The following is a 22256-nucleotide window of genomic DNA, read 5'->3' on the forward strand; positions in this document are numbered from 1 at the left end:
AAGACATTGATACAGTTATCAAGCAAATGCATGAAGAGGTTGATAAGCTACGCGCCCTATCACCACTTTGGGATATGTATCAAGAAGGCGTTGATTTAGACTCGGTAGAATGGTCTGAGCATTAATATTTACCAGTAAAACTTTTAATAGTTAAAACGTCTAATGGTTATCAAATATAACCATTAGCTGAACCATTAATTAGATAGTCATACATTCAGTTTTTATAAATACAGTTTTATGAACGACATGTTTGACCCCAATTATCGATGAGTAGACAACCATTTAGCGTTAGTAAGTGACTAATTCAGTTTCATCGTCTAAATGCTTACTCATCATCTAACTAGGAGAAAATCCCATGGCCTATAGTGACCAAGTTATTGATCATTACGAAAACCCACGCAACGTCGGCAATCTTGACAAAAATGCCAAAAACGTTGGTACAGGTATGGTTGGTGCGCCAGCATGTGGCGATGTGATGCGTCTACAAATCCAAGTCGATGATAACGGTATCATCGAAGATGCACGCTTTAAAACCTATGGCTGCGGTTCAGCAATTGCGTCAAGCTCACTCGTCACCGAGTGGCTAAAAGGCAAAAGCTTGGATCAAGCTGGCGAGATTAAAAATATGGACATTGCTGAAGAATTGGCATTGCCACCAGTAAAAGTGCATTGCTCTGTACTTGCAGAAGACGCCATTAAAGCCGCGATTAGCGACTATAAAGGCAAACATAGCACTGCTGCGGTAACTGAAGAAGCAACCAGCTAATTTAGAGCGTATGCGCTCATTAATGTAATGAGCGTTAGTAGCCATATTTTAGTAGCCATATTTTAGTAGCAGTGCTTTAGCAGCAATACTTTAATAGCAGTATTTTAGTAAAAGCCATGAGCAGTAACGTTAGAAGCTACTAACGCTAATAAGGTGACAATAACGCTCATGTAATTGTCACCTTTTATTTATTTTTTAACGCTTTATTGGCAATGTATTACTCGCAAGGCTTTATTCGGATCATGTTTTTCATATCATGGTTGATACAAAATAAGCATTTTGCGTGAATTATTATTATCGATTTTGAGAGTCAATGGGAGTTGGCATGATTGAAATGACAGAACGCGCCGCTCAGCATGTTCGAGATTTTTTGGACAATCGCGGTAAAGGTGAAGGCATTCGAGTGGGTATCCGCACAGCGGGTTGCTCAGGCTTGGCTTATGTCTTAGAGTTTGTTGACACACCTGACGAAAATGACACCCGTTATGAAAGCCTTGGCGTTAATATCTTTATTGACCCTAAAAGTTTGGTCTATTTAGATGGCTTATTGATGGATTATGAAAAAGAAGGTCTTAACGAAGGCTTTAAATTCACCAACCCTAATCAAAAAGGTGAATGTGGCTGCGGTGAATCGTTTACGGTTTAAAGACCTAAACGAGAGTGCGCTAAACGATTGACACTCAAGCGATTAGCGCTTAAATACTGATTCATTAGAAATCACTATTTAAAACAGCTATTAAAACAGCCCTCGAAACGACTATTGAAACGACCATAAAAACAGTAAAGTCCTCACAATAATAAATAGAAATGAAGGCAGACGATATGACAGACATCACCTCAGAAGCACAGTTTGATAACTTCTTTGCCCTATTTGAACAACCTGTACAATTTGCGGTCAATCAAGAGCATCTCGATCAGCAGCTGCGTCTGCTACAAAAACGCTATCATCCAGATAACTTATCGGTAGCAAATGATAAAAATGCGGCAGATAGCGCGCAAGCTAAGCAACAATCAGAGCAGGCATCAGCGCTTATTAACCAAGCTTATCAAACGCTAAGTGTGCCCGATAGTCGTGCCAGCTATTTGTTAGATATCGCAGGTCAAGCCCAAAATTTGGAGCATTCTATTGCCGATTTAGACTTCTTAGAAGATGCCATGCAAATGCGTATTGACTTAGATGAGGCGATTGAAGATAAAGAGCTAACCGCATTGCAGCAGCTACACCCGCAGATTACTGAGCGTTTAGCCAAACAGTCAGAGCGCTTTAACACTGCTTACCAAAACCAAGACTGGCAAACGGCGATTGACGCCACACAAAAGTTAAAATTCTTAGTCAAGTTAGATGCCGATGTGACCACAGGACTTGATGAAGTCGCGTCTGCTGAGCATTTAGACGATGATGACTTATACGTTTAACCTCATGCTAAGTAGCACTGTTTAACTTTACGAGTGACAAGTTTATATGAGGGTATGGTTAAAATGACTGCTGCTATCCCGTATAATTGCAGATATTAACTACCCTTTAACTAACCTTTTTACCATGGCTTTCTAAGTCCGTATGTTTTTAAACGCCTACGTTTAACTATTTTTGATTATTAATAGCAATTAGATTATTAATAGCAGTTAATAGTACAGCGGTTAAATGATAGTCGCCCGTATATTGCCTTTGTTCCATTTCACTTATTCATTTTATCTTTGAGTTTTCTTATGTCTTTATTGCAAATTGCCGAACCCAATCAAAGTGCCCAACCTCACCAGCATCGTTTTGGTCTAGGAATCGATCTTGGTACCACGCGCTCACTGGTCGCTGTGGTACGCTCAGGCAAGGCGCAAGTTTTGCAAGCAGCGACAACGACAGATACCTTGTTACCGTCTGTGGTCTACTATCCAAGCACAGGTAATCCAGTGGTTGGCTATGATGCCCTTGCCCACTTAGCAGATGATCCAAAAAATACGATTATCTCGGCTAAGCGCTTTATGGGTCGTAGCCAAGCAGATATTAAATTCTCCCATCCTTATGAGTTAAGTGGCAGCAAAGATGCGATGCCAGCGTTTGTGACGGCGCAAGGGGAAGTATCTCCTGTTGAGGTTTCAGCACGTATTTTAGCAGCGCTAGAGCAACGTGCCGCAAGTGCCTTGCCCGATGAGAGCATACAAGGTGCGGTGATTACTGTGCCAGCCTATTTCGATGAAGCACAGCGTCAAGCCACTAAAGATGCGGCGCAAGCGGCAGGTATCAATGTATTACGCCTATTAAATGAGCCTACCGCTGCGGCAGTCGCTTACGGTCTCGACCAACCTACCGATGACGATACTGAAAACTACTACTTAATCTATGATTTGGGTGGTGGTACTTTTGATGTGTCTATTTTAAAGCTAAGCGATGGCGTATTTGAAGTATTGGCCACAGGCGGCAATAGTGCGCTTGGCGGTGATGATATTGACCGCTTAATGACCAATTGGCTGATTAAGCAATTAAATATCGACCCCAAAGACGTAAGCTTGCATGACAAATCAATACTTGCGCAACAAGCTAAGCGCTATAAGCAAGCATTGACGGATGCTGAACAAGTCGATATCGACATTGTGGTCAATGAGCAATCTTATCAAGGCGTCTTAAGTCGCAAAGATTTGATAACGATTGCAGAGCCTGTCAGTCGCCGTACGTTGAGCGTCTGCGAGCAAGTACTGCGTGATGCCAAGTTATCTGCCGCTGATTTAGATGAAGTGATTTTAGTCGGTGGTTCTACGCGTATGCCTGCAGTCCAGCAAGTGGTTGCAGACTTTTTTGCTAAAGAGCCGCTTTGCCGCTTGAATCCAGATGAAGTCGTCGCTTTAGGTGCGGCACAAACTGCGCATCAATTGGTCAATGGCGATAGTGACAATGGCTTGTTATTGCTTGATGTGACACCTTTATCGCTTGGTCTAGAGACCATGGGCGGGTTGGTTGAAGTACTGATTCCGCGTAACACCCCTATTCCGGTTAAAAAACGCCAAGTGTTTACCACTTATCAAGATGGTCAAACCGGCATGGTCATCCATGTGGTACAAGGCGAGCGTGAGACGGTCGATAACTGCCGCTCACTTGGACGCTTTGAGCTATACGGCATTCCACCGATGAAAGCAGGCTTTGCACGTATTGAGGTGACCTTTAGTATTGATGCCAATGGACAGCTAACCGTCAGTGCGCAAGAAACCACTACTAAGACTGAAAGTAAAATCGAGATTGTGCCATCTTATGGTCTATCTGATGAGCAAAAAGAGCAGCTATTGATTGCTGGCTTTAAGTACGCTGAAGAAGATAAAAATGCGCGCTCTTTAATTGAGACCAAAGTAGAAGCTGAACGTGAATTATTGGCACTACAATCGGCGCTTAACGAGTTTGCAGCATTAATGTCAGCTGAAGAGCAGCAGTCATTGGTACAAACCATGCAAGACCTGCAAAGCGCGCTTAACACTAATGATTTAGCCATTATCGAAGCCAAACAAGCCAAGTTAAAGCCACACAGTGATGCCTTTGCTGCCCGCATTATGAATCAAAGTGTTAAAGCCAGTATGGCAGGCACCAGTGCCCAAGATTGGTAGCAGATACCATTAATAATATATACGCCTAAGAAACTTACCTAGCAGTTGAACTAGGCTGACCCTTTTTTATTTTTTTAATTGATTAGCAGCGGACAAATAACTTATGCCAAAAATTACTATATTACCCCATCATGAAATTTGCCCTGAAGGTACCGAAGTCGAACTAGAAGCAGGCAGCAACTTATGTAAAGCGCTGCTAGAAAAAGGCATCAAGATTGAGCATGCTTGCGAGATGTCAAAAGCTTGTACGACTTGTCATGTGGTGGTCCGTAAAGGTTTTAATAGCTTAGATGAGATGGACGATATCGAAGCCGACTTACTAGACCGCGCTTGGGGTTTGGAACCTGATTCGCGCTTATCGTGTCAGGTCATGCTTGATGATGAAGATTTAACCATCGAGATACCTAAGTACACGCTAAACCATGCCAAAGAAAACCATTAAATACTTGTAGTGTTTTATGACTTAGCTTGATTATCCAAGCTCATTTAGTTGAAAACACGCTGACAGTAGACTAAAAAAGCCAGTTATTTATCATAACTGGCTTTTTTTATTTTTACTTCTAGTAATCCTGCGTGCAAATTTAACTGTCATGCTATAAACATTCATTTCCTACAAATCACTCAAATCGGTTTCATTCTGCGCTTATTAATGACGATTGTTTTCTTGCTTACTTGCCTCTAACATCTCAAGCGCTATCGTCTGCTCTTCTTTTTCAATACGCGCCAGCGCCAAATTTAAGCGATTTCTGATATCCTGATAATCATTGTCTTGCATGTCTCTAAAATTCAGATGCAAATTAAAACCTGGTAAGGTGTGGTCAACCCACTTTGATAACTGACCTTTATTCTCATCAGGATCAAGTACTTGCCAAGCATTTATTTTTTTATCAAAACCTTTGAGCTGAAAAGCACCAGCATATTCGCAGTCGTAATCATGCGAGATATAATCATAGGTACTGTCGCTGATAAATATCTCTCCTTTGCCAGCGACCGCCTCAAGCCTTGACGCTAGGTTGGCTTCTTTCCCAATGAGGGTATAGCTTAGGCGACTATTACTACCAAAGTTACCAACATGACAGTAGCCCGTGGTAATACCGATACGAATATACAAACCCTCAAAGCCCAACAAACGCCATTTTTGCCGCAAGGTGCGCATCTCACGGCGCATATCTATGGCCATTGCCACGCAGTCTAGTGCATCTTGACGCGGTCCGCGGCTGTTTGGTTCGCCAAAAAAACACACCATACCATCGCCAATAAACTTATCCAATACCGCGCCATGCTTATTGGCAATTAACGTCATACAGTGCATATAGGTATTTAAGATATCAGCCAAATTGTCTGCGCTCAAACTCTCAGACAGTTCGGTAAAGCCAACAATATCTGAAAACATAATCGTCAGCTTGGCACGTTTATTATCGACGTTAACGGGACTGTCAGATTTTACAATTGGCTCCCAAACTTGCAGCGGCACAAAGCGTGTTAACTTATTAATCACAGAAACCATGGTATTGAGACGCCCAACCGCTTGCTGCGCTCGTGCTTCATAGTTTATATAGTCATGATAAACGTGGCGAAAATGGCACAATAGCACAAGCATACTGGCCAATAAGATAACGGGGGTAATCAAGCCTTCGTGGCAATCTATCTGGGCGCTACTTAACGTGACACTCACATAATAAAAAACGATGACCGTGACTACAGAAACCGCTATGAGTTTTAGATGGTTTTCCGGACTGCTAAGAATAACTCGCAAGCCGATGAGCGCCGATAAGCTGAGCGAGATAATGGGGCAAAACTGTATCGAGCCGATGACCGCCGATAATAAGATAATGACAATGTTCGAGGTCCAAAAACTGGTTTGGCGACGATAGTTATAAATTAAAAGCATCAAGCTCGGCAGACAAACGATGACCACCAGCGCCATTGAAGTCGGACTAAAATTAAAATGTACAGCGAGTAATATAACCGTCAGTATTAAAACGTAGATTTCCGGATAGTCAAAGCGATAGGCATTGCTATTACCATCCTGTAGCGGAATCTTTGCGCTTGAGGTTTCTAAAAATGCCATGGTCACTATTCGCCTAAAGAAAAACCATCAGAAATCTTAATGAACATTAAAATAACGCTCATATTATCATTGAGGTTTTAGGTAGCCCTTATTAGGCAGCCCCTATTTCGTGATAAAAGATTGATCACTAACGCTCATCTTTATAAACCACTGATAATATAAGTAGATAGTAAATCTATACATTATACTGCCTTATTCCCATAGCACCTAGGTCACTGGTAGGAAAAAGTATACCACTTATCGCTCATTTGCCTAAAAAGCTCTTTAAATCCAAAGCTTAGTAGCTCTGATTTAAATGAACATTCTTAAAAGACACAAGAATACATAGCAAGAAATAAAGACCAAAAAGCCAGATAACTACTATCTGGCTTCTCTATATATAAAGATTAAGTGGAAAGTGAATTTATAAAAACATAATAAAAGTTATTACTGAACGATAAAGCTATTAGAAACGCCTGAATACGGCTTTATTTTACGTGTCCAGCCACTTTTCCAGTCGCCTTGATGGGTCAATCGATACGTACCCGCTGGAGTATCATTACTGATTCGCCAATCGATAATAGCTTTGCTATATGCTGCCCCTTCACGCTGCCAAGTATAGGTGGTATCAAAATCGCTATCACTCAGATAATCGACCCACTGGCCATTCTCAAAACGCTGTACCTTTAAGAAACTGTCTTCGGTCCGTAGATTGTTTTTAGGATGAGCACCGCGGAATACTGCTGTGGCAACCTGACCTTTTTGATAACTGGCTTTAGGCTGAGTGAGGGTTTGTCCCCAAGCTTGTTTTAAAGGCTTATCATCAAATACCACACCCGGACGCTCATTGAACGACTTAGCTGAGCGATCAGGCGGTGTGGCACTGTCATAAACCTCTTTACCATCCCGTAGCGCTTCGGCCAGTTGGGTGTATTCTTGTATATAAGCAGCTGTTTGATAAGGGCCATATTCAGTAGAAGCCCCTTCGTAATGCTGGGTGGCAAACTCTTCACGCGTGCTCAAATAGCCGCTATAGTTATTGGCCAAGCCATTAATGATAACGGTATCTACGCCTGAATCCTTTAGCTGCGCCAGCACGGCAGCGCGCATCCGTCGCCCGACCATGGTCGTCGGCTCACCAGGAATAGCAACGATGGCGATATTACCGATACGCATGAGCTGAACGGGTTGCTCAGTATTAATCCAGCCCCAACTGCCAGTCGGTAATAACACTTGTTTTTCAGCCTGACAGTCATCTTGGCTGACGGTTGAAACAATACCAAAGGCGCCGCGCGTCAAACTTCCTAGGAAAGATTGGTCTACTTTATTAATATCATCATTAATGCGGAAGTTTTCTCGCGTCATGCCCTCATACATCCCCGGTATGTTCGATGGGCCATTTTCGCCGCCAGCAGCAAACGAGTAACCGCGGGCTGGCATACATAAGACTTTATTGCCTGCGCCATTGGTAAATTTACCATCGACTTGGTAGCCCTTTAAATCAACCCAGCGCGCGCGTACGTCTACTGGACCAGCAACCGGCACACCTTGATTCCAAAGCTCAACCGCCTTATCAAGCTGCAGTTGTCCATCACGCCTGACGTTTTCCCACTCATTATCACTGCCTTGATAGCCAGGTTTTGAGTTGGCATTACCACCTGCGGCTAATACATCACCTTCATCAGCATTGGCAAAAGCGGCAACAAATGGCTTATCTGAGCTTCCACCAAAAATCTTTTCAGCGCCGCGCTGGGCAAAGCCTTTATTATCAGCGCTGAGATGCATAAACTGATTACTAAAGCTGGTCGGATGCAGTGCAAACCAATTAATCAGCCCCACTGGCGTGCCGTCGGCAGCATCTAGACGCAGCTGAGTCATGGTTTCATTAACATTACTATCAAAGTCTTTTGCATCGGCATTATTGTTATAGGCAAACTCTGAGCGATTAAGTGTTGCACCTTTTAGCTCGCCTTGCGCCAAAGATAGCGTCCCGGGAGCCAAGGTATCGTGAGCACGCTTAATCGAGGTAACAATCCCATTGACAATAGCATTGAAGTTTTGGCTGCTATAGCCTGAGAGGGTGTCGTCGGTACTGGCAATTTGATATAACTGTTGATGCGAGTAGCCAGCATTGCCGACGTGGGTGTGAGTAGCAGTAAGCATGACATTATCATCATTATATAATTCGCCATAATCCGCTTTTAAGCGCTTGATGACCTCAAGCTTTACCGCGGTAAACATCGCGCCCATATCTGCTGAGACATAAACGATACGTTTACCTTGATTTTGACTATTCGTATCCTCTCCTATAATAAAGGCATGAGAATATAAGCGGTCATTAATACCTTGCACCACCTGCCCAGAAGCATAACCAAACATGCCGGTTTCAGCAGCCGCACCGGTGATATCTGCCTTACCACTACCAACGAGATACTGACTTGTCGGCATTGCTCTCATAGACATCGCAGAAGCGCTACGATTTAACGTAACAGAGCTGTCTGATGAGGAGGTTATATTTTCGGTAATGGTTTGCCCTGAATCAGACGGGACTGAATCGGACTGCACGGATGCAGACTGTATTGAGTCAGCCTGTACTGACACAGCTTCAGTTGAATCTGTCTCACAGGCAGTTAAACCGAGAGCGACGGTACAAATAGAGATGAGTAACATAGAAGGTCGTAATAATGGAGGTGCAATAGAGGAAGTAGCCATCTGTTATCCTTAACATAGAGTGAAATCTTAGACTGAAAGCTTCCAATCTAAGATTAAGTACCTCGAAGCGTTTTCAATGCGTTAAATCAAGCATACTGACTAATACGCAAAAAATGGCTGCGAGTAGATAAGTTGGCTATATCCATTTAACCAACCCACTCTCTAATATAATGAATAACAGACAAATGTAAAACACTTTATGGTTAAAACCACTTAAACCATCATTAAATCTGGCTTTACAGTTTGTTTAAATAAATGTATTTAGATAAAAATCGTTTGGAACAGAACATTTAAATGCAAAATCATAAATAGTTCATTTTAAATTTTACTGCTCAAGTTTTACTGCATTTGCCAATCAAACGGCATTTGATGATGACCACGTAGCGCCATCATTAATGTCTGCTGCATCTGCGCCAATACTTCTTTGGTATAAGGGATGGCTGGCACGCCCCATACTGGATTCGGCCACTGCATGTCGTTTTGATAGCGAACGATATGATGGAAATGTAACTGCGGTACTTGATTGCCGAGTGCTGCCACATTCATTTTATCGGCTTGGAAGGTCTTGGCCAGTTGGCTTGATAACCAGCTCGATTCACGCAAAAACTGCGCTTGGTCAGCCTCAGATAGCTCGTATAACTCTTTGATACCTGATACACGCGGCACCAATATCAACCAAGGAAACTGACAATCATTGATTAAACGACAGGTCGATAATGGGAAATCACCCACTAAAAAACTATCAGCAGCAAGTTTATGATGAAGTTGGAACATAATGACGGTTCTCTTGTTATGACGCTTAAATAAAAGGAATGGAAATCTAGAAAAGCAGAATTTAATTTACTAAAAAACAATACGCTTAAAAAAAATTGTGCTATAAAAAATAGTAGGCTAAATATAGGGTGTTGCTATTTTATCAGTTATCCAACCGATAAAATAGCGCCATGACTGATTGTCTTAGGATGCAACATTGACCTTATTTAAATTATTTAGCGAATCTGTTCAGTTTAAAAATATAATTCAATGAAGCTAAGCTGACTCTGCCACCATATGCTCATTAAAATAGCGTAACAGCTCTTGAATTGCGCTGACGCGCTGCTGCGGTGTTGCCAGTTTATCGGCATCCTGATAACGAATGCCAGAGGCACCATTCATACGATAGCGCTGCCCATTGCTCTGAATCAACTTAATAATCGCTAAGGCATCGACCGGCGTATCAGGTGCAAATTCTAACGTCATGCTATTATTATTGGCATCAATCTTATTAATCTTTAGCGGCTCAGCTTGTATACGCAGTCCGTGAATGGCGAATAACTGCTTGGTTTGATCGGGTAATACGCCAAAACGGTCAATCATTTCGGTACGGATATCGGTCAATGCCTCTTTATCATCGGCATTACTGATGCGTTTATAAAATAATAAGCGCTGATGCACATCGTGTAAATAATCTTCTGGTATCAACGCCGAGCTATGCAGGTTAATCTCACTAGTTAACGATAAAGGTGTGCTTAAATCAGGCTCTTTACCAGCTTTAATCGCTTTTGTCGCTCGCTCTAGCATATCCATATATAAGCTAAAGCCAATCGCCTGCATATTACCACTTTGCTGCTTACCAAGTATCTCGCCAGCACCGCGAATCTCTAAATCCTCACTTGCCAGCATAAAGCCTGCGCCCAGTGTATTAGCGCGCTCAATCGCATGTAAGCGGCGCTTAGCATCGCCTTTAAGACCTTTGATAGAAGGCACTAGCAGATAACAATAAGCCTGGTGATGACTACGGCCGACGCGACCTCGCAGCTGATGCAATTGCGCCAAGCCAAACTTATCGGCGCGCTCAATGATAATCGTATTGGCATTGGGTACATCAATACCGGTTTCGATAATGGTCGAACAGACTAGCACGTTGAACTTTTTATGATAAAACTGCTGCATGACTTGTTCAAGTTGGCGCTCTTGCATTTGTCCATGAGCAACCCCTACTCGCGCCTCAGGAACCAGCTCACGTATGGTCTCTGCCATACGTTCAATACTCGCCACATCATTATGCAATAAATAAACTTGCCCGCCACGCAGTAGCTCACGCAAGATAGCCTCTTTCATTAGGGCTTCTGTTTTTTGCATGACAAAGGTTTTAATAGCCAAACGACGTGCCGGTGGCGTGGCAATAATCGACATATCACGCATACCTGAGAGCGCCATATTGAGCGTTCTAGGGATGGGCGTCGCAGTCATCGACATACTATCCACATCGGTCTGAATCGCCTTGATACGCTCTTTATGACGCACGCCAAAGCGATGCTCTTCATCGACAATCATCAAGCCTAAATTAGAGAATTTCACATCAGGCTGTAATAGTTTATGCGTACCGATAACGATATCAACCTTGCCTGCTGCGAGGTCTGTTAAAACTGTTTCTTGATGCTTTTTGCCGCCGAAGCGCGATAGCGTTTCGATACGCACTGGCCAATCAGCAAAACGGTCGCGGAAATTGTCTTCATGCTGGCCGGCTAGCAAGGTTGTCGGCACCAATACTGCCACTTGATAACCGGCGCTGACCGCGATAAACGCCGCGCGCATGGCCACCTCAGTCTTACCAAAACCTACATCACCGCAGATAAGGCGATCCATTGGTTGGTTTTGCCTCATGTCTTCCATCACCGCATGGATAGCATTGGCTTGATCGGGCGTTTCTTCAAAAGCAAATTGACTGGCAAACAGCTCGTACTGTGATGGATCTATTTTAAAATGAATACCGACTTTGGCTTCACGCCGTGCTTGCATATTAAGTAGCTCAGCCGCTACATCGTGGATTTGCTCGAGGGCTTTTTGCTTGGCTTTATCCCATTTGCCGCTACCGATTTTATGCAATGGCGCAAGCGCAGGATCACCGCCGCTATAACGGTTAATCATTTGTAAATTGGCAACCGGTACATAGATACTGGCATCATCGGCATATTTCAAATGAATAAATTCTTGTTCACCATCGCCGACATCTAGCGTAATCAGTCCGTGATAACGTCCGATACCATGCTCGATATGCACCACTGGGCTACCTTCGGTTATCTCGGTGACACTTTTAACCAAAAACTCTTCTGACACACCGCTTTGACGACGGCGGCGCGTTTGCAGCACTTGCCGACCAAATAACTGTGTCTCACTAATTAATACCAAACGCTCGGGCACATAGACGCCGCGTTCAATGGGTGCAACCGTGAGTCCAACCTGTGGCAGCTTTTTAGCATTAAGACCAGTAGTTTTATCGGCGGCTAAAAACGCCTCAAAGCTGTCATAAGCTTTGATATCGATTTTGCCTTTGAATAGCTCGATGAGAATCTCACGGCGACCCGCTGTTTCAGCGACAATCAATACAGGTGTTGCTGTTTGCGCTTGCAGCGCTAAAAATTCTAGCAGTTCAGTCAGTGGCTCAGCTTTTTGATGATTGACTGATAATTGCGGTGGCTCTTGCGCACTTAACGTCACCAAGCCCTGCTGCTTATTTGACACAAGCGGCAGTTGTGGCTGAGAATCTGGCTGCTCTTCAACTTCCAGCAATGATTTGTCTGCTAACAATGAAGCATCTAATAACGAAGCATCGCTATCAATCGCAGCAACATCGGTCATGGTAGCCAATTCATTACGCGCACTGAGTATCACCCGTGGATAATGATTGAGGTGCTCGTTTAAAGTATTTGATAATAAATACAATAATTCAGGCGCGACGATGGGTTTATCAATATCATGACGACGTTCTTCATAACGGCGCTGAATCTGTGACCAATAATCTGCTTGTTTTTCGTTAATTAGCTCATCTGTGATAAATAGTGCATCACTTGGTAGGTAAGCAAATAAGCTACTCTCAGCTTCCCAATCTTTTAAGTCAAAAAATAGTGGCTGATAATATTCTAATCCGCTACTGGCGATACCCGCCATGACATCTTTATGTAGTTCAAACTTGCGGCTGCTGGTATTAGGGAACATAGCAGCAAAGTTGGTGCGAAACGTCTCGCGCCCTTCATCAAGCGGAAACTCTTTTGCTGGTAATATCTGGAATTGCTCAATAGGCTTTGAGATATCTGGCAGTTTATGCAGTAGTGACAGCGACTCTTTGCCCATACTGCTATCGTTGCCGCTCATCATCGTTTTGAGGTCATCAACAGTCAATGTGCGCTGGGTCTGCGGATTAAAGAAGCGAATGGTTTCAATTTCATCGTCAAACAAATCTAGACGTAGCGGAAACGGCTGACCCATGGCAAAGATATCAATGATGCTACCGCGTACGGCAAATTCGCCCGGCTCAAAGACGTTCTCAACCGCACGGTAACCGGCCTTTGCCAATAAGCCACGTTGGGTATTGATATCAAATCTATCACCGACACTCAAATCAAAATGCTGCCCTATCAGCCAGCTTGGCGGTGCGACCCGATGCATCAACGCCTGTACCGAGATGAGCAGCACGCCTGACGTTGGCATATCGGTTAATAGATTGATACGTTCGCTGACGATATCTTGATGCGGTGACAGCTCATCATAGGTCAATGTCTCCCAATCAGGGAACACATAAGCATCAACGCCGCAAAATGCCAACTCTGTCTCTATCTGATTAAGCTGGTTTTGGTCACGCGTTACCACGACTTTCAAACGGTCGGCAACATTCCATAGCGATGTTTGCACCAGACTTGCCAGCCACAAACTACTGACTGCCCCATGCACAGGTGCCAGCCAACGGCGCTGGGCATTCTGGATAGGAAACAACTGCTGGTTAATCGGTTCAAAGGCGTCAGTCAAAGCAGTGATAGGCATAAAGAATAGGGTCAACGTTAAGAGTCAGAAAGCTATTATACGAATATTTCAGCAATTACCAAAATTTATGCCGTAACGGTTTGTCACTTAGCATTCTTATGAAAAAACCAATAGCCAAATAGTTGATAAAACTTATATTCGTATATAAACACAGGATGAGTAAATGTAAAAACCTCAACGGTTAAGCTGAGGTTTTTGAGTTATATGCATTAAGCTGTTTTTAAATTATAAGCGGTTTTTAAATTAATGGCTTGTCGCTAGCGATAATGCCGTTATTATCTGCATAAACAAACATACCAGAATTTAGTGTTAAATCACCAAAGCTGATTTCAAGATCGGTTTGACCTTCATCGCGGCGATTTGATTTACGCGGGATACAGCCGAGTGCCATAACACCGATGTCCATTGCTGCCATATCATCAACGTCACGCACGCAGCCATAAACCACAACCCCTGCCCAGCCATTATCAATCGCTGATTGCGCAATCATATCGCCGAGCAACGCGCAACGCATCGAACCACCGCCGTCAACGACCAATACTTTGCCATTACCGTCTTTATCTTTGCCATCGCTGTTTAATAACGATTTTACGCGGCTATTGTCTTCAAAGCATTTCACCGTCACGATTTCACCGCAAAATCTGTCTTTGCCACCAAAGCTATAAAAAGACTTGCCTTCGATATTAGGCAAACATACCTGTGATTCAGGATTGGCATCCAATAAATCACAAGTCACAAAGTTATCTTTATTCATGGTCGATTCTGACATGTCTGACGCTCCTTGTTGTGTATGATTAAATTATTTATGTTAAATCATTTATGACTGAGTTTTAATTTTAAGTGTTTTTAATTGATGCTTAGGCTATTTTTTAACTTTAGTCATCGCTAGCATCTGCTTATTTTCGATAATATCTGTGGTTTGAATCGCAGGCTCATTACGGTATTTATTACGCTGATAGACATCATGCGCACTCATTGCCATCGCACTGGCAACACGCTTTGCAGAAATAGGATGCAGTGATAATGACTCTGAGACCAAAGGTGAGATGAGTTTAAAGGCTTTTTGACCAATACTTTCAAGCGGGCGACCTTTATGTTTGCCCAGCAATAAAGAAGGACGCAGAATCACCAGCTGCTTAAAACCTAGCGCCATAATAGACTGCTCAGTTTCCGCTTTGACCCGATTGTATAAAAAGCGACTGTCGATATCTGCATTCATTGAGGACAATAAAAAGAAGTTTTCAACGCCTTTTTCTTGGCAGAGTTTGGCAAAATTGACATTATAATCATGGTCGATTTTTCGAAAAGCTTCATCACTACCCGCTTGCTTTTTGGTGGTACCAAGGCAGCTAAAAGCATCTGTCTTATTATCCGCGCCAACGCTGGCAAATATTTCAGCCAAGTTATCAAAATCATTGACCTGATAAAAGCGCATGCTGGCATTGATATAGCGAGGCGGCCGCCGTGCAATCACAATTAACGTGTCATAAAGCTCACTAAGCTGCTTAACAAGATGCTGCCCGACCAATCCTGTTGCGCCAATCACAATTGCTTTTCGCTGCATAGCCTATCCATTTATATAATGTTGGAATATGTATAATAAGAAGAAAGATAAGATGTAAACGCTTATCATCAACGCTTTTCACCAACGTCTTTGCCCTTTGTATCATAGGTATCATACCTAAATTCAGAGATAACTGACGCTATTCTACACAATTTATTGTAAGAGATTTTATCAGCCATCAAATTGATTGCACCAATCAGCCGTTTTAAGCCGACACTTTTGCTAGATATTTTGCTCATTTGCTTGATAAAACGCTTATTAACCACCCTAAAAACCAGCAATCCGTGTGCTAGCATAACTTCTTTACGCATTAATCATCAAATATATTGTTCTAAGCGCAATAATTTGCTAAGATAACCGGCTTTACACGTCAACGCTGTTTAATTATTCCAAACAGTTCTGGCGCTTGCGATGATCTATTACTAATTTAGGTGCCTTTAATAACAGATAGGTACTCTAATATCAGACATCGACATCATGTTTGGCGAGAGGCTGCTCGTCACCGATGATTGTTAAACCCATTATTATTGCAATCAACATTCATATTTTTATCTGTCTTTATCAAGGAGATACGCGTGGCTAATACTGCACAAGCTCGTAAACGCGCCCGTCAAAACACCAAACGTCGTCAGAACTCTGCGTCACAACGCTCTATGGTTCGTACTTATCTAAAACGTGTTGACGCGGCTATCGCTGCTAAAGATTATGACGCGGCTACCGAAGCTTACAAAAAAGCGGTACCGGTTCTTGATCGTATGGCTGACAAAGGTATTATTCATAAGAATAAAGCTGCTCGTCGTAAGAGCCGCCTAAACAAAACCATCAAAGGCTTACAAGCTTAAGATTGGTTGCGTTTAGACCGCATTGCACTTTTATAGTGTGATGACTAAAACCTTGTTACCAGTTCTAATACTGGGGCAAGGTTTTTTTATGCCTGTTTATTTATCACTTTATTTATCATTTATAACTGCTTAAAAGTGTTTAACAGTTTTAGAAAATGATGTTTAGCAAAAAATACTTAGGTCCATTTTACTTCTGGTGGCAATAGCAGTTTATTCGGATGGAAGCCGGCCGCACGGTAACTGTCAAGCAAAGTATGAATCGGGCGCACATAAACTTCACCGCGCCAGACGAAATAAGCACTGGCCTGCTCAAATGGCTTATCATCAAACCACAAGAACACCCCTTCCATCATCTTTGGCCAGTCATTCCAATCAATCTCAGTCACATCAAACATCACCGCCAAAAAAGCTGACAGCAAGGTATCATGACTGACGGCAAGCATTAAATGCCCATGCTCAGGCTGATTTTGGTAAAACAGTGATAAAAGATCAAGCCCACCTTGATAGGCGTTTTTAGTACCTTCAAGATTGCCTTGTAAAAAGCGATTGATAAAATTGAGCACGCCAATTTCTTTAAATATGGGAGTGGCAATCTCAGGTTCTGTCACCAGACTACCGGGTTCGACCAATAATGATTGATGCGAGATATCACGTTGTAGCCCCGCGCCTGCTTGCATCAGCTGCGCGGTATCAATACAACGCCCAATCGGGCTTGAGATACTATCGACATCGAGCGAATACGGCAGATGTCCTGCCAACCAGCGCCCCCAAGACTTCGCTAAGACGCGACCTTTTTGGGTCAGCGGCAACTGATAACTGGCAAAACCATTACCGTCAGAGCGCTCACGTAAAGAATGTCTGGTAAATAAAATCAGCCGTTTATCCGTAGGCAGTAAGCCGACCGAAGACATCATACTGTCAGGTAAGTGCGAGGGCGCTGGTGCACTTGGCGTGTGACTCGCACGCTGCGCAGCGGATAGTTTTGATAGGGTGTTATTAGGCAGTTTACTCATGATAGCAAGCGTAGCAGATTTTTTGACATCAATGAACAAAATATAAGTTCAGTTGCAATATAGCGTATCTTTATAAATTTAAACGCTTAGTTAAGACGATTTATCAAATCTCAATCACCTTATCCCAAGCAAATGCCAATGCAGTACTGCTCACCTCATTCGGATAGGCACGCGGATTGACGATGACTCGCGTCTTATTGATTTGATAGTCAAAGGCTTCATGGGTATGGCCATGCACCCAAAGCGTGGGCGCCCAATCTTCATACATCCAGCTCGATAAATCACTGACAAAAGCGGCATTGCTTGGCAGCTCAGCATACTTCTCAGACACAGATAACGGGCTGATACTATGATGACTCATGACCACAGTTTTCTTACCCAGTGCTTTAGCAGTTATTAATGCTTGCTGCAACCATCGGCGCTGCTCAGCATGGATTTGCATTGATACTTCAGGTGAAAACAGCTCGCCACCGGCATAAATTTGCTTATAATCACGCATAAAACGCCTAGCCGCTGCCATGGTATCTTCGTTAGCTTGATACTGATAATCCGTCCATAGCGTACAACCTAAAATTCGCACCTCGCCAATATCAATATGCTGACACTGTAACACGCGCACGCCTTGCTTTAATTCACTATTATAATCATCCCAAGTCGCAAGCTTCTTATCAAAGTGCAGCACATCTTCGTTGAAGTACTCATGATTGCCAGAGATGGTAATTAATGGCACTTGTAAGCGCGCTGCTTGCTCTTGTAGCCATGGCATACCACTATCACTGTTGGCAGTGTCCCCCGCTACTAGCACCACATCTGCTTCCGTTTTCGGGATATGCCCTAGCGGATGCGACTGACGAGCATAGCTGTCAATATGTAAGTCACTTAAAATCTGTAATTTCATAGGTTTTACTATTGTCCCATCATGCCATTTGCAAAAACTTGAAGATAAAAAACTGTCTATACCTAGGCTTACTATCAACATAAATTTAACCAGTGTAGCACTTTTTTCATGACTGGCAAAAAGTAAAAAAGACAGCGTGTTAGGCTGTCTTTTCTATAGTTATGCTGCTAAAAACCTCAAAACAGATTATAAAATTTTAGAGATTTTATAATCCTCTAGATACTTTGAAGTATCGTTTGTAATTTAGCCGCAGGATTTGTTGCTTGGGTAATGGAGCGCCCAATTACTAAATAGTCAGAGCCATCATTTAACGCTTGTTTCGGCGTGCAAATGCGTTTTTGATCATCGGCATTGTCGTCTAACAGGCGGATACCCGGAGTAATCAGCTTGAAATCTTGACCACATAGCTGCTTAAGCGTTTTGGCTTCTTGTGCTGAACATACCACGCCATCAAGACCTGCTTGCTTAGTCAATTGTGCTAAGCGGCTTACTTGTATATCTAAGCCGTCCGTGATGCCCGTTTGCATCAATGCTTGATTGTCCATAGAGGTCAGTACGGTAACAGCGATTAACAAGGTTTCAAAATTACCGTCTAACAAGCGTTGTTTGGCTAATGACATCGCCTCTAAGCCCGCGCTTGCATGGACGTTGACCATCCATACGCCAAGCTCAGCTGCCGCCAAGACCGCTTGTGCCGTGGTATTAGGAATGTCATGGAATTTCAAGTCCAAAAACACCTCAAAATGACGCTGATGTAGCGCCTTAACTATCTCAGGACCACAGCGGGTAAACAGCTCTTTACCTACCTTTAAGCGACATAACGCCGGATCTAATTGGTCAGCCAGTGCTAACGAGGCATCTCTCGTCATGTTATCTAAAGCAACGACGACGGGAGAGGTATTTGCGTTATTCATAGTTATGCCACTTTCTATCGGGTTTATCAAATGATTGTATATAGAGCTATTAGAAATAGAATGGTCATCTGACCGACTAATAGTCGCGCTTTTGCTTGGTTAACATTGCACCATCATCTACATCGCTGACGCTACCATCTTGTACATTGGTCGCTGTCGTGCCATAGACCGCTTCTTCTACCGACGGCGCGTTTGCTTGACGGTCAATAACAATATTGGCTTGTGTCACCTGCTCTTGCAGATTGGCATTTAATTTTTGTAGACGTGAGATTTCCCACTTATTTTGTAGCACACGGAACATGAGTAAAGCTAGTAACATACCAATGATGATGCCGAGTATCAGGCACAGAATCAACAATAAGCCCAGGTTCATCGTCGGTGCTTGGGAAAATAATAAGTTCACCCCAACTTCAGTATTATTGGCTAATACTAAACCTAGCGAATAAGCAAAGCTCAAAAACAGTAATACCAGCAGTAAAATGCGCATCAGACGTATCCTTTTATGTTGAATAGTATGAACAGTTTAGCAAATAACGCAGCCATAGCGACTGCTAGTAAAGGTTTTCAATATCTAGCCTCTTATATAAAAAGACTGGTTTTATATCTCTTAGCTTATTCGTTTTTGTTTAATGATAAAAAGCGTTAATAATAAGATTCTTTAATCAGAAACAGCTTTAATAGTAAGACGTCCTAGTAATCAGCAACTTTAATAATTATAAAATTAAACGTCTTACTATTCTGCTTATGTTCCTAACCGTGGGCTACTTTATCATTGACGGCTTCACGTAGTGCTTTGCCAGGTTTAAAATGTGGAATGGCTTTGGCAGGTACTGGTACACTTTCGCCTGTTTTAGGGTTGCGTCCCATACGTGCACGGCGATGATGGAGACAAAAACTACCAAAGCCACGCACCTCTACTCGGCCGTCGTTGGCTAAAGTATCGGTCATCAAATTTAATATTTCGCGTACTGCATCATCGACAACGGTATCTGTCATGTTGTCACAATTCGCACTCAGATTACTAATAAATTCGGACTTGTTAATTGCTTGCTGCATTATCACACTGGCCTTATTGATTAATGGATAAGATGGTTGTGAGGTAAACTATCATTTTATGACTATTTAGGTTTACGTTCACATCTCGTTACTCAATGTTGCAAATGATAGCGGATATTGGCGCAAATGGAAATAAGAGTTTCCCCTTTTACAGGAAATCGTTAAGCATTTGCTTCATACCCAAATTTAATCACAAAAAAAAGCGACCGGAGTCGCTTTCTTTTTATATACTAATTATATCAACAATATACAGCTTACTGCATTTGTTCTTTGATCAAGTCACCAATAGTTTTTGGCTGTGCATCAGAACCGGCAGTAGTACTAGTCGTGCTAGTGCTGCTTAGCTCTTTAATCGCTTGACGCTCTTCAGCTTCGTCTTTCGCTTTGATTGACAAGCTGATGTTACGAGTTTTACGATCAACACTGATGATTTTCGCTTCAACGTCATCACCAACTGTTAGATGCTTAGTCGCATCTTCAACGCGGTCACGTTGAATTTCAGAGGCACGTAGATATGCTTCAACTTCGTCAGCAAGCTCAATAGTAGCACCTTTAGCGTCTACTTCTTTTACTTTACCATTAACGATAGCACCGCGGTCATTGTTGACTAGGTATTCGTTGAATGGATCAGAGCTTAACTGCTTCACGCCTAGGCTGATACGGTTGGCTTCTGAATCTACAGACAATACCATTGCTTCAACGGTGTCGCCTTTGTTGTAGTTACGGATAGCTTCTTCGCCAGTTTCGTTCCAAGAGATATCAGATAGATGTACAAGACCATCGATACCACCGTCTAGACCGATAAAGATACCGAAGTCAGTGATAGATTTGATCGTACCAGTGATTTTATCACCGCGCTCATGTTTCTTATCAAACTCATCCCATGGATTGGCTAGAGTTTGTTTGATACCTAAGCTGATACGACGACGTTCTTCATCGATATCAAGAATCATCACTTCAACTTCGTCACCCACTTGAACAACTTTCGATGGATGGATGTTTTTGTTGGTGTGATCCATTTCTGATACGTGTACTAGACCTTCAATACCTTCAGAAATTTCAGCAAAACAACCATAATCAGTTAGGTTAGTTACGCGTGCTTTAACCACACTACCTACTGGGTATGTGCCGCCAACGTTATCCCAAGGATCAGTACCAAGTTGTTTTAGACCTAGGCTTACGCGATTGCGCTCACGGTCAAACTTAAGTACTTTAACTTTAAGGTCTTGACCAACTTCAACCACCTCAGATGGGTGCTTGATACGGCGCCATGCCATGTCAGTGATGTGCAATAGACCATCAATACCACCAAGGTCAACGAATGCACCATAATCAGTTAGGTTCTTAACGATACCTTCGATCTCGATACCTTCTTCAAGCTTGTTCAATAGCTCTTCACGCTCAGCTGAGTTTTCAGCTTCCATAACAGCGCGGCGACTTACCACAACGTTGTTACGTTTTTGATCAAGTTTGATAACTTTAAATTCTAGCTCTTTGCCTTCTAGATGCGTAGTATCACGAATCGGACGGACGTCTACCAATGAACCTGGTAGGAACGCGCGAACTGAACCGATATCAACGGTAAAGCCGCCTTTTACTTTGCTAGAAATAATACCTTTAACGATCTCATCATTGTCAGAGATTTTCTCAAGGAAATTCCAAGTCTCAACGCGTTTGGCTTTTTCACGTGACAGTAAGGTTTGACCCATACCGTTATCAACCGCTTCAACCACAACATCGACACTATCGCCAACTTCAACTTCAAGTTCGCCTTCTTCGCTTAAAAACTCTTCACGAGCGACGATACCTTCAGATTTAAGACCAGTATCTACTGTGATCCAATCGCTATCGATGGCCACAACAGTACCTGTGATAACCGAGCCACGCTCGATATCAAGACCTGTTTCTTCGATGCTCGCTTCAAATAGTTCAGCAAATGATTCCATTATGTCTACCTTTGTATAGCCGTATCCTGTCCAGCACAGTACGGATCAAATTTATGACTGTATAAAACGAAATACTGGTTTTATATCTTATATAGTCATATAAAAAAACC

19 protein-coding genes are annotated in these 22256 nt (G+C 42.8%); 7 read left to right on the forward strand and 12 right to left on the reverse strand.

What is annotated here, in order from left to right:
* The 6 genes from JMX94_RS13430 to fdx all read left to right on the forward strand — a co-directional run.
* A partial coding sequence (locus JMX94_RS13430; RefSeq protein WP_265088960.1) for a hypothetical protein occupies positions 1 to 125 on the forward strand: 125 nt, incomplete at its 5' end.
* 230 nt (positions 126 to 355) lie between these two features.
* Entirely contained in the window at positions 356 to 766 is a 411-nt protein-coding gene (gene iscU, locus JMX94_RS11170; RefSeq protein ID WP_201565418.1) for a Fe-S cluster assembly scaffold IscU, read from the forward strand.
* Positions 767 to 1091: 325 nt separating this feature from the next.
* Complete coding sequence (gene iscA / locus JMX94_RS11175) at positions 1092 to 1412, forward strand: iron-sulfur cluster assembly protein IscA (protein ID WP_149489769.1); 321 nt, start codon at positions 1092 to 1094, stop codon at positions 1410 to 1412.
* Between the two features lie 176 nt (positions 1413 to 1588).
* The gene (gene hscB / locus JMX94_RS11180; protein ID WP_201565420.1) at positions 1589 to 2182 is read left to right on the forward strand and encodes a Fe-S protein assembly co-chaperone HscB; all 594 of its coding nucleotides are present in this window, start codon (positions 1589 to 1591) and stop codon (positions 2180 to 2182) included.
* A gap of 291 nt (positions 2183 to 2473) precedes the next feature.
* Positions 2474 to 4351 carry a Fe-S protein assembly chaperone HscA gene (gene hscA / locus JMX94_RS11185; protein WP_201565422.1) on the forward strand — a complete coding sequence of 626 codons (1878 nt, stop codon included), beginning with the start codon at positions 2474 to 2476 and terminating at the stop codon, positions 4349 to 4351.
* Positions 4352 to 4454: 103 nt separating this feature from the next.
* Complete coding sequence (fdx, locus tag JMX94_RS11190; RefSeq protein WP_201565424.1) at positions 4455 to 4793, forward strand: ISC system 2Fe-2S type ferredoxin; 339 nt, start codon at positions 4455 to 4457, stop codon at positions 4791 to 4793.
* A 204-nt stretch (positions 4794 to 4997) separates the two neighbouring features.
* On the opposite strand, the gene JMX94_RS11195 is transcribed toward fdx, so the two are convergent.
* The 6 genes from JMX94_RS11195 to JMX94_RS11220 form a co-directional block, all read right to left on the reverse strand.
* Positions 4998 to 6422 carry an adenylate/guanylate cyclase domain-containing protein gene (locus tag JMX94_RS11195; protein ID WP_201565426.1) on the reverse strand — a complete coding sequence of 475 codons (1425 nt, stop codon included), beginning with the start codon at positions 6420 to 6422 and terminating at the stop codon, positions 4998 to 5000.
* A gap of 426 nt (positions 6423 to 6848) precedes the next feature.
* Positions 6849 to 9113: a neutral/alkaline non-lysosomal ceramidase N-terminal domain-containing protein gene (locus JMX94_RS11200; RefSeq protein ID WP_227673617.1), complete on the reverse strand. Its 2265-nt coding sequence runs from the start codon at positions 9111 to 9113 to the stop codon at positions 6849 to 6851.
* Positions 9114 to 9452: 339 nt separating this feature from the next.
* A complete protein-coding gene (locus JMX94_RS11205; protein WP_183620932.1) occupies positions 9453 to 9887 on the reverse strand; it encodes an HIT domain-containing protein in 435 nt (144 codons plus the stop codon).
* Positions 9888 to 10142: 255 nt separating this feature from the next.
* The gene (gene mfd, locus JMX94_RS11210; protein WP_201565428.1) at positions 10143 to 13913 is read right to left on the reverse strand and encodes a transcription-repair coupling factor; all 3771 of its coding nucleotides are present in this window, start codon (positions 13911 to 13913) and stop codon (positions 10143 to 10145) included.
* Between the two features lie 238 nt (positions 13914 to 14151).
* Positions 14152 to 14682 carry a ribonuclease E activity regulator RraA gene (rraA, locus tag JMX94_RS11215; RefSeq protein WP_201565430.1) on the reverse strand — a complete coding sequence of 177 codons (531 nt, stop codon included), beginning with the start codon at positions 14680 to 14682 and terminating at the stop codon, positions 14152 to 14154.
* 93 nt (positions 14683 to 14775) lie between these two features.
* Complete coding sequence (locus JMX94_RS11220) at positions 14776 to 15477, reverse strand: NAD-dependent epimerase/dehydratase family protein (protein WP_201565432.1); 702 nt, start codon at positions 15475 to 15477, stop codon at positions 14776 to 14778.
* A 575-nt stretch (positions 15478 to 16052) separates the two neighbouring features.
* On the opposite strand from JMX94_RS11220, the gene rpsT reads away from it, so the two are divergent.
* Positions 16053 to 16319 carry a 30S ribosomal protein S20 gene (rpsT, locus tag JMX94_RS11225; RefSeq protein WP_010200097.1) on the forward strand — a complete coding sequence of 89 codons (267 nt, stop codon included), beginning with the start codon at positions 16053 to 16055 and terminating at the stop codon, positions 16317 to 16319.
* 176 nt (positions 16320 to 16495) lie between these two features.
* Here rpsT and JMX94_RS11230 read toward each other — a convergent pair whose 3' ends face one another.
* The 6 genes from JMX94_RS11230 to rpsA form a co-directional block, all read right to left on the reverse strand.
* Entirely contained in the window at positions 16496 to 17332 is an 837-nt protein-coding gene (locus JMX94_RS11230; protein WP_201565434.1) for a histidine phosphatase family protein, read from the reverse strand.
* Between the two features lie 103 nt (positions 17333 to 17435).
* Positions 17436 to 18230, reverse strand: a complete 795-nt coding sequence (locus tag JMX94_RS11235; RefSeq protein ID WP_201565436.1) for a metallophosphoesterase — start codon at positions 18228 to 18230, stop codon at positions 17436 to 17438.
* Between the two features lie 215 nt (positions 18231 to 18445).
* On the reverse strand, positions 18446 to 19144 hold the full coding sequence (pyrF, locus tag JMX94_RS11240) for an orotidine-5'-phosphate decarboxylase (RefSeq protein ID WP_201565438.1): 699 nt from the start codon (positions 19142 to 19144) through the stop codon (positions 18446 to 18448).
* Positions 19145 to 19220: 76 nt separating this feature from the next.
* Positions 19221 to 19631: a lipopolysaccharide assembly protein LapA domain-containing protein gene (locus tag JMX94_RS11245; protein ID WP_201565439.1), complete on the reverse strand. Its 411-nt coding sequence runs from the start codon at positions 19629 to 19631 to the stop codon at positions 19221 to 19223.
* Between the two features lie 263 nt (positions 19632 to 19894).
* The gene (locus tag JMX94_RS11250) at positions 19895 to 20200 is read right to left on the reverse strand and encodes an integration host factor subunit beta (protein WP_183620940.1); all 306 of its coding nucleotides are present in this window, start codon (positions 20198 to 20200) and stop codon (positions 19895 to 19897) included.
* Between the two features lie 254 nt (positions 20201 to 20454).
* Positions 20455 to 22146 (reverse strand): 30S ribosomal protein S1, encoded by a 1692-nt coding sequence (rpsA, locus tag JMX94_RS11255; RefSeq protein WP_201565441.1) that lies wholly within the window; start codon positions 22144 to 22146, stop codon positions 20455 to 20457.
* Positions 22147 to 22256 lie beyond the last annotated feature (110 nt).

This window comes from Psychrobacter sp. CMS30, from assembly GCF_904846565.1.
Classification (GTDB): Bacteria; Pseudomonadota; Gammaproteobacteria; order Pseudomonadales; family Moraxellaceae; genus Psychrobacter; species Psychrobacter maritimus.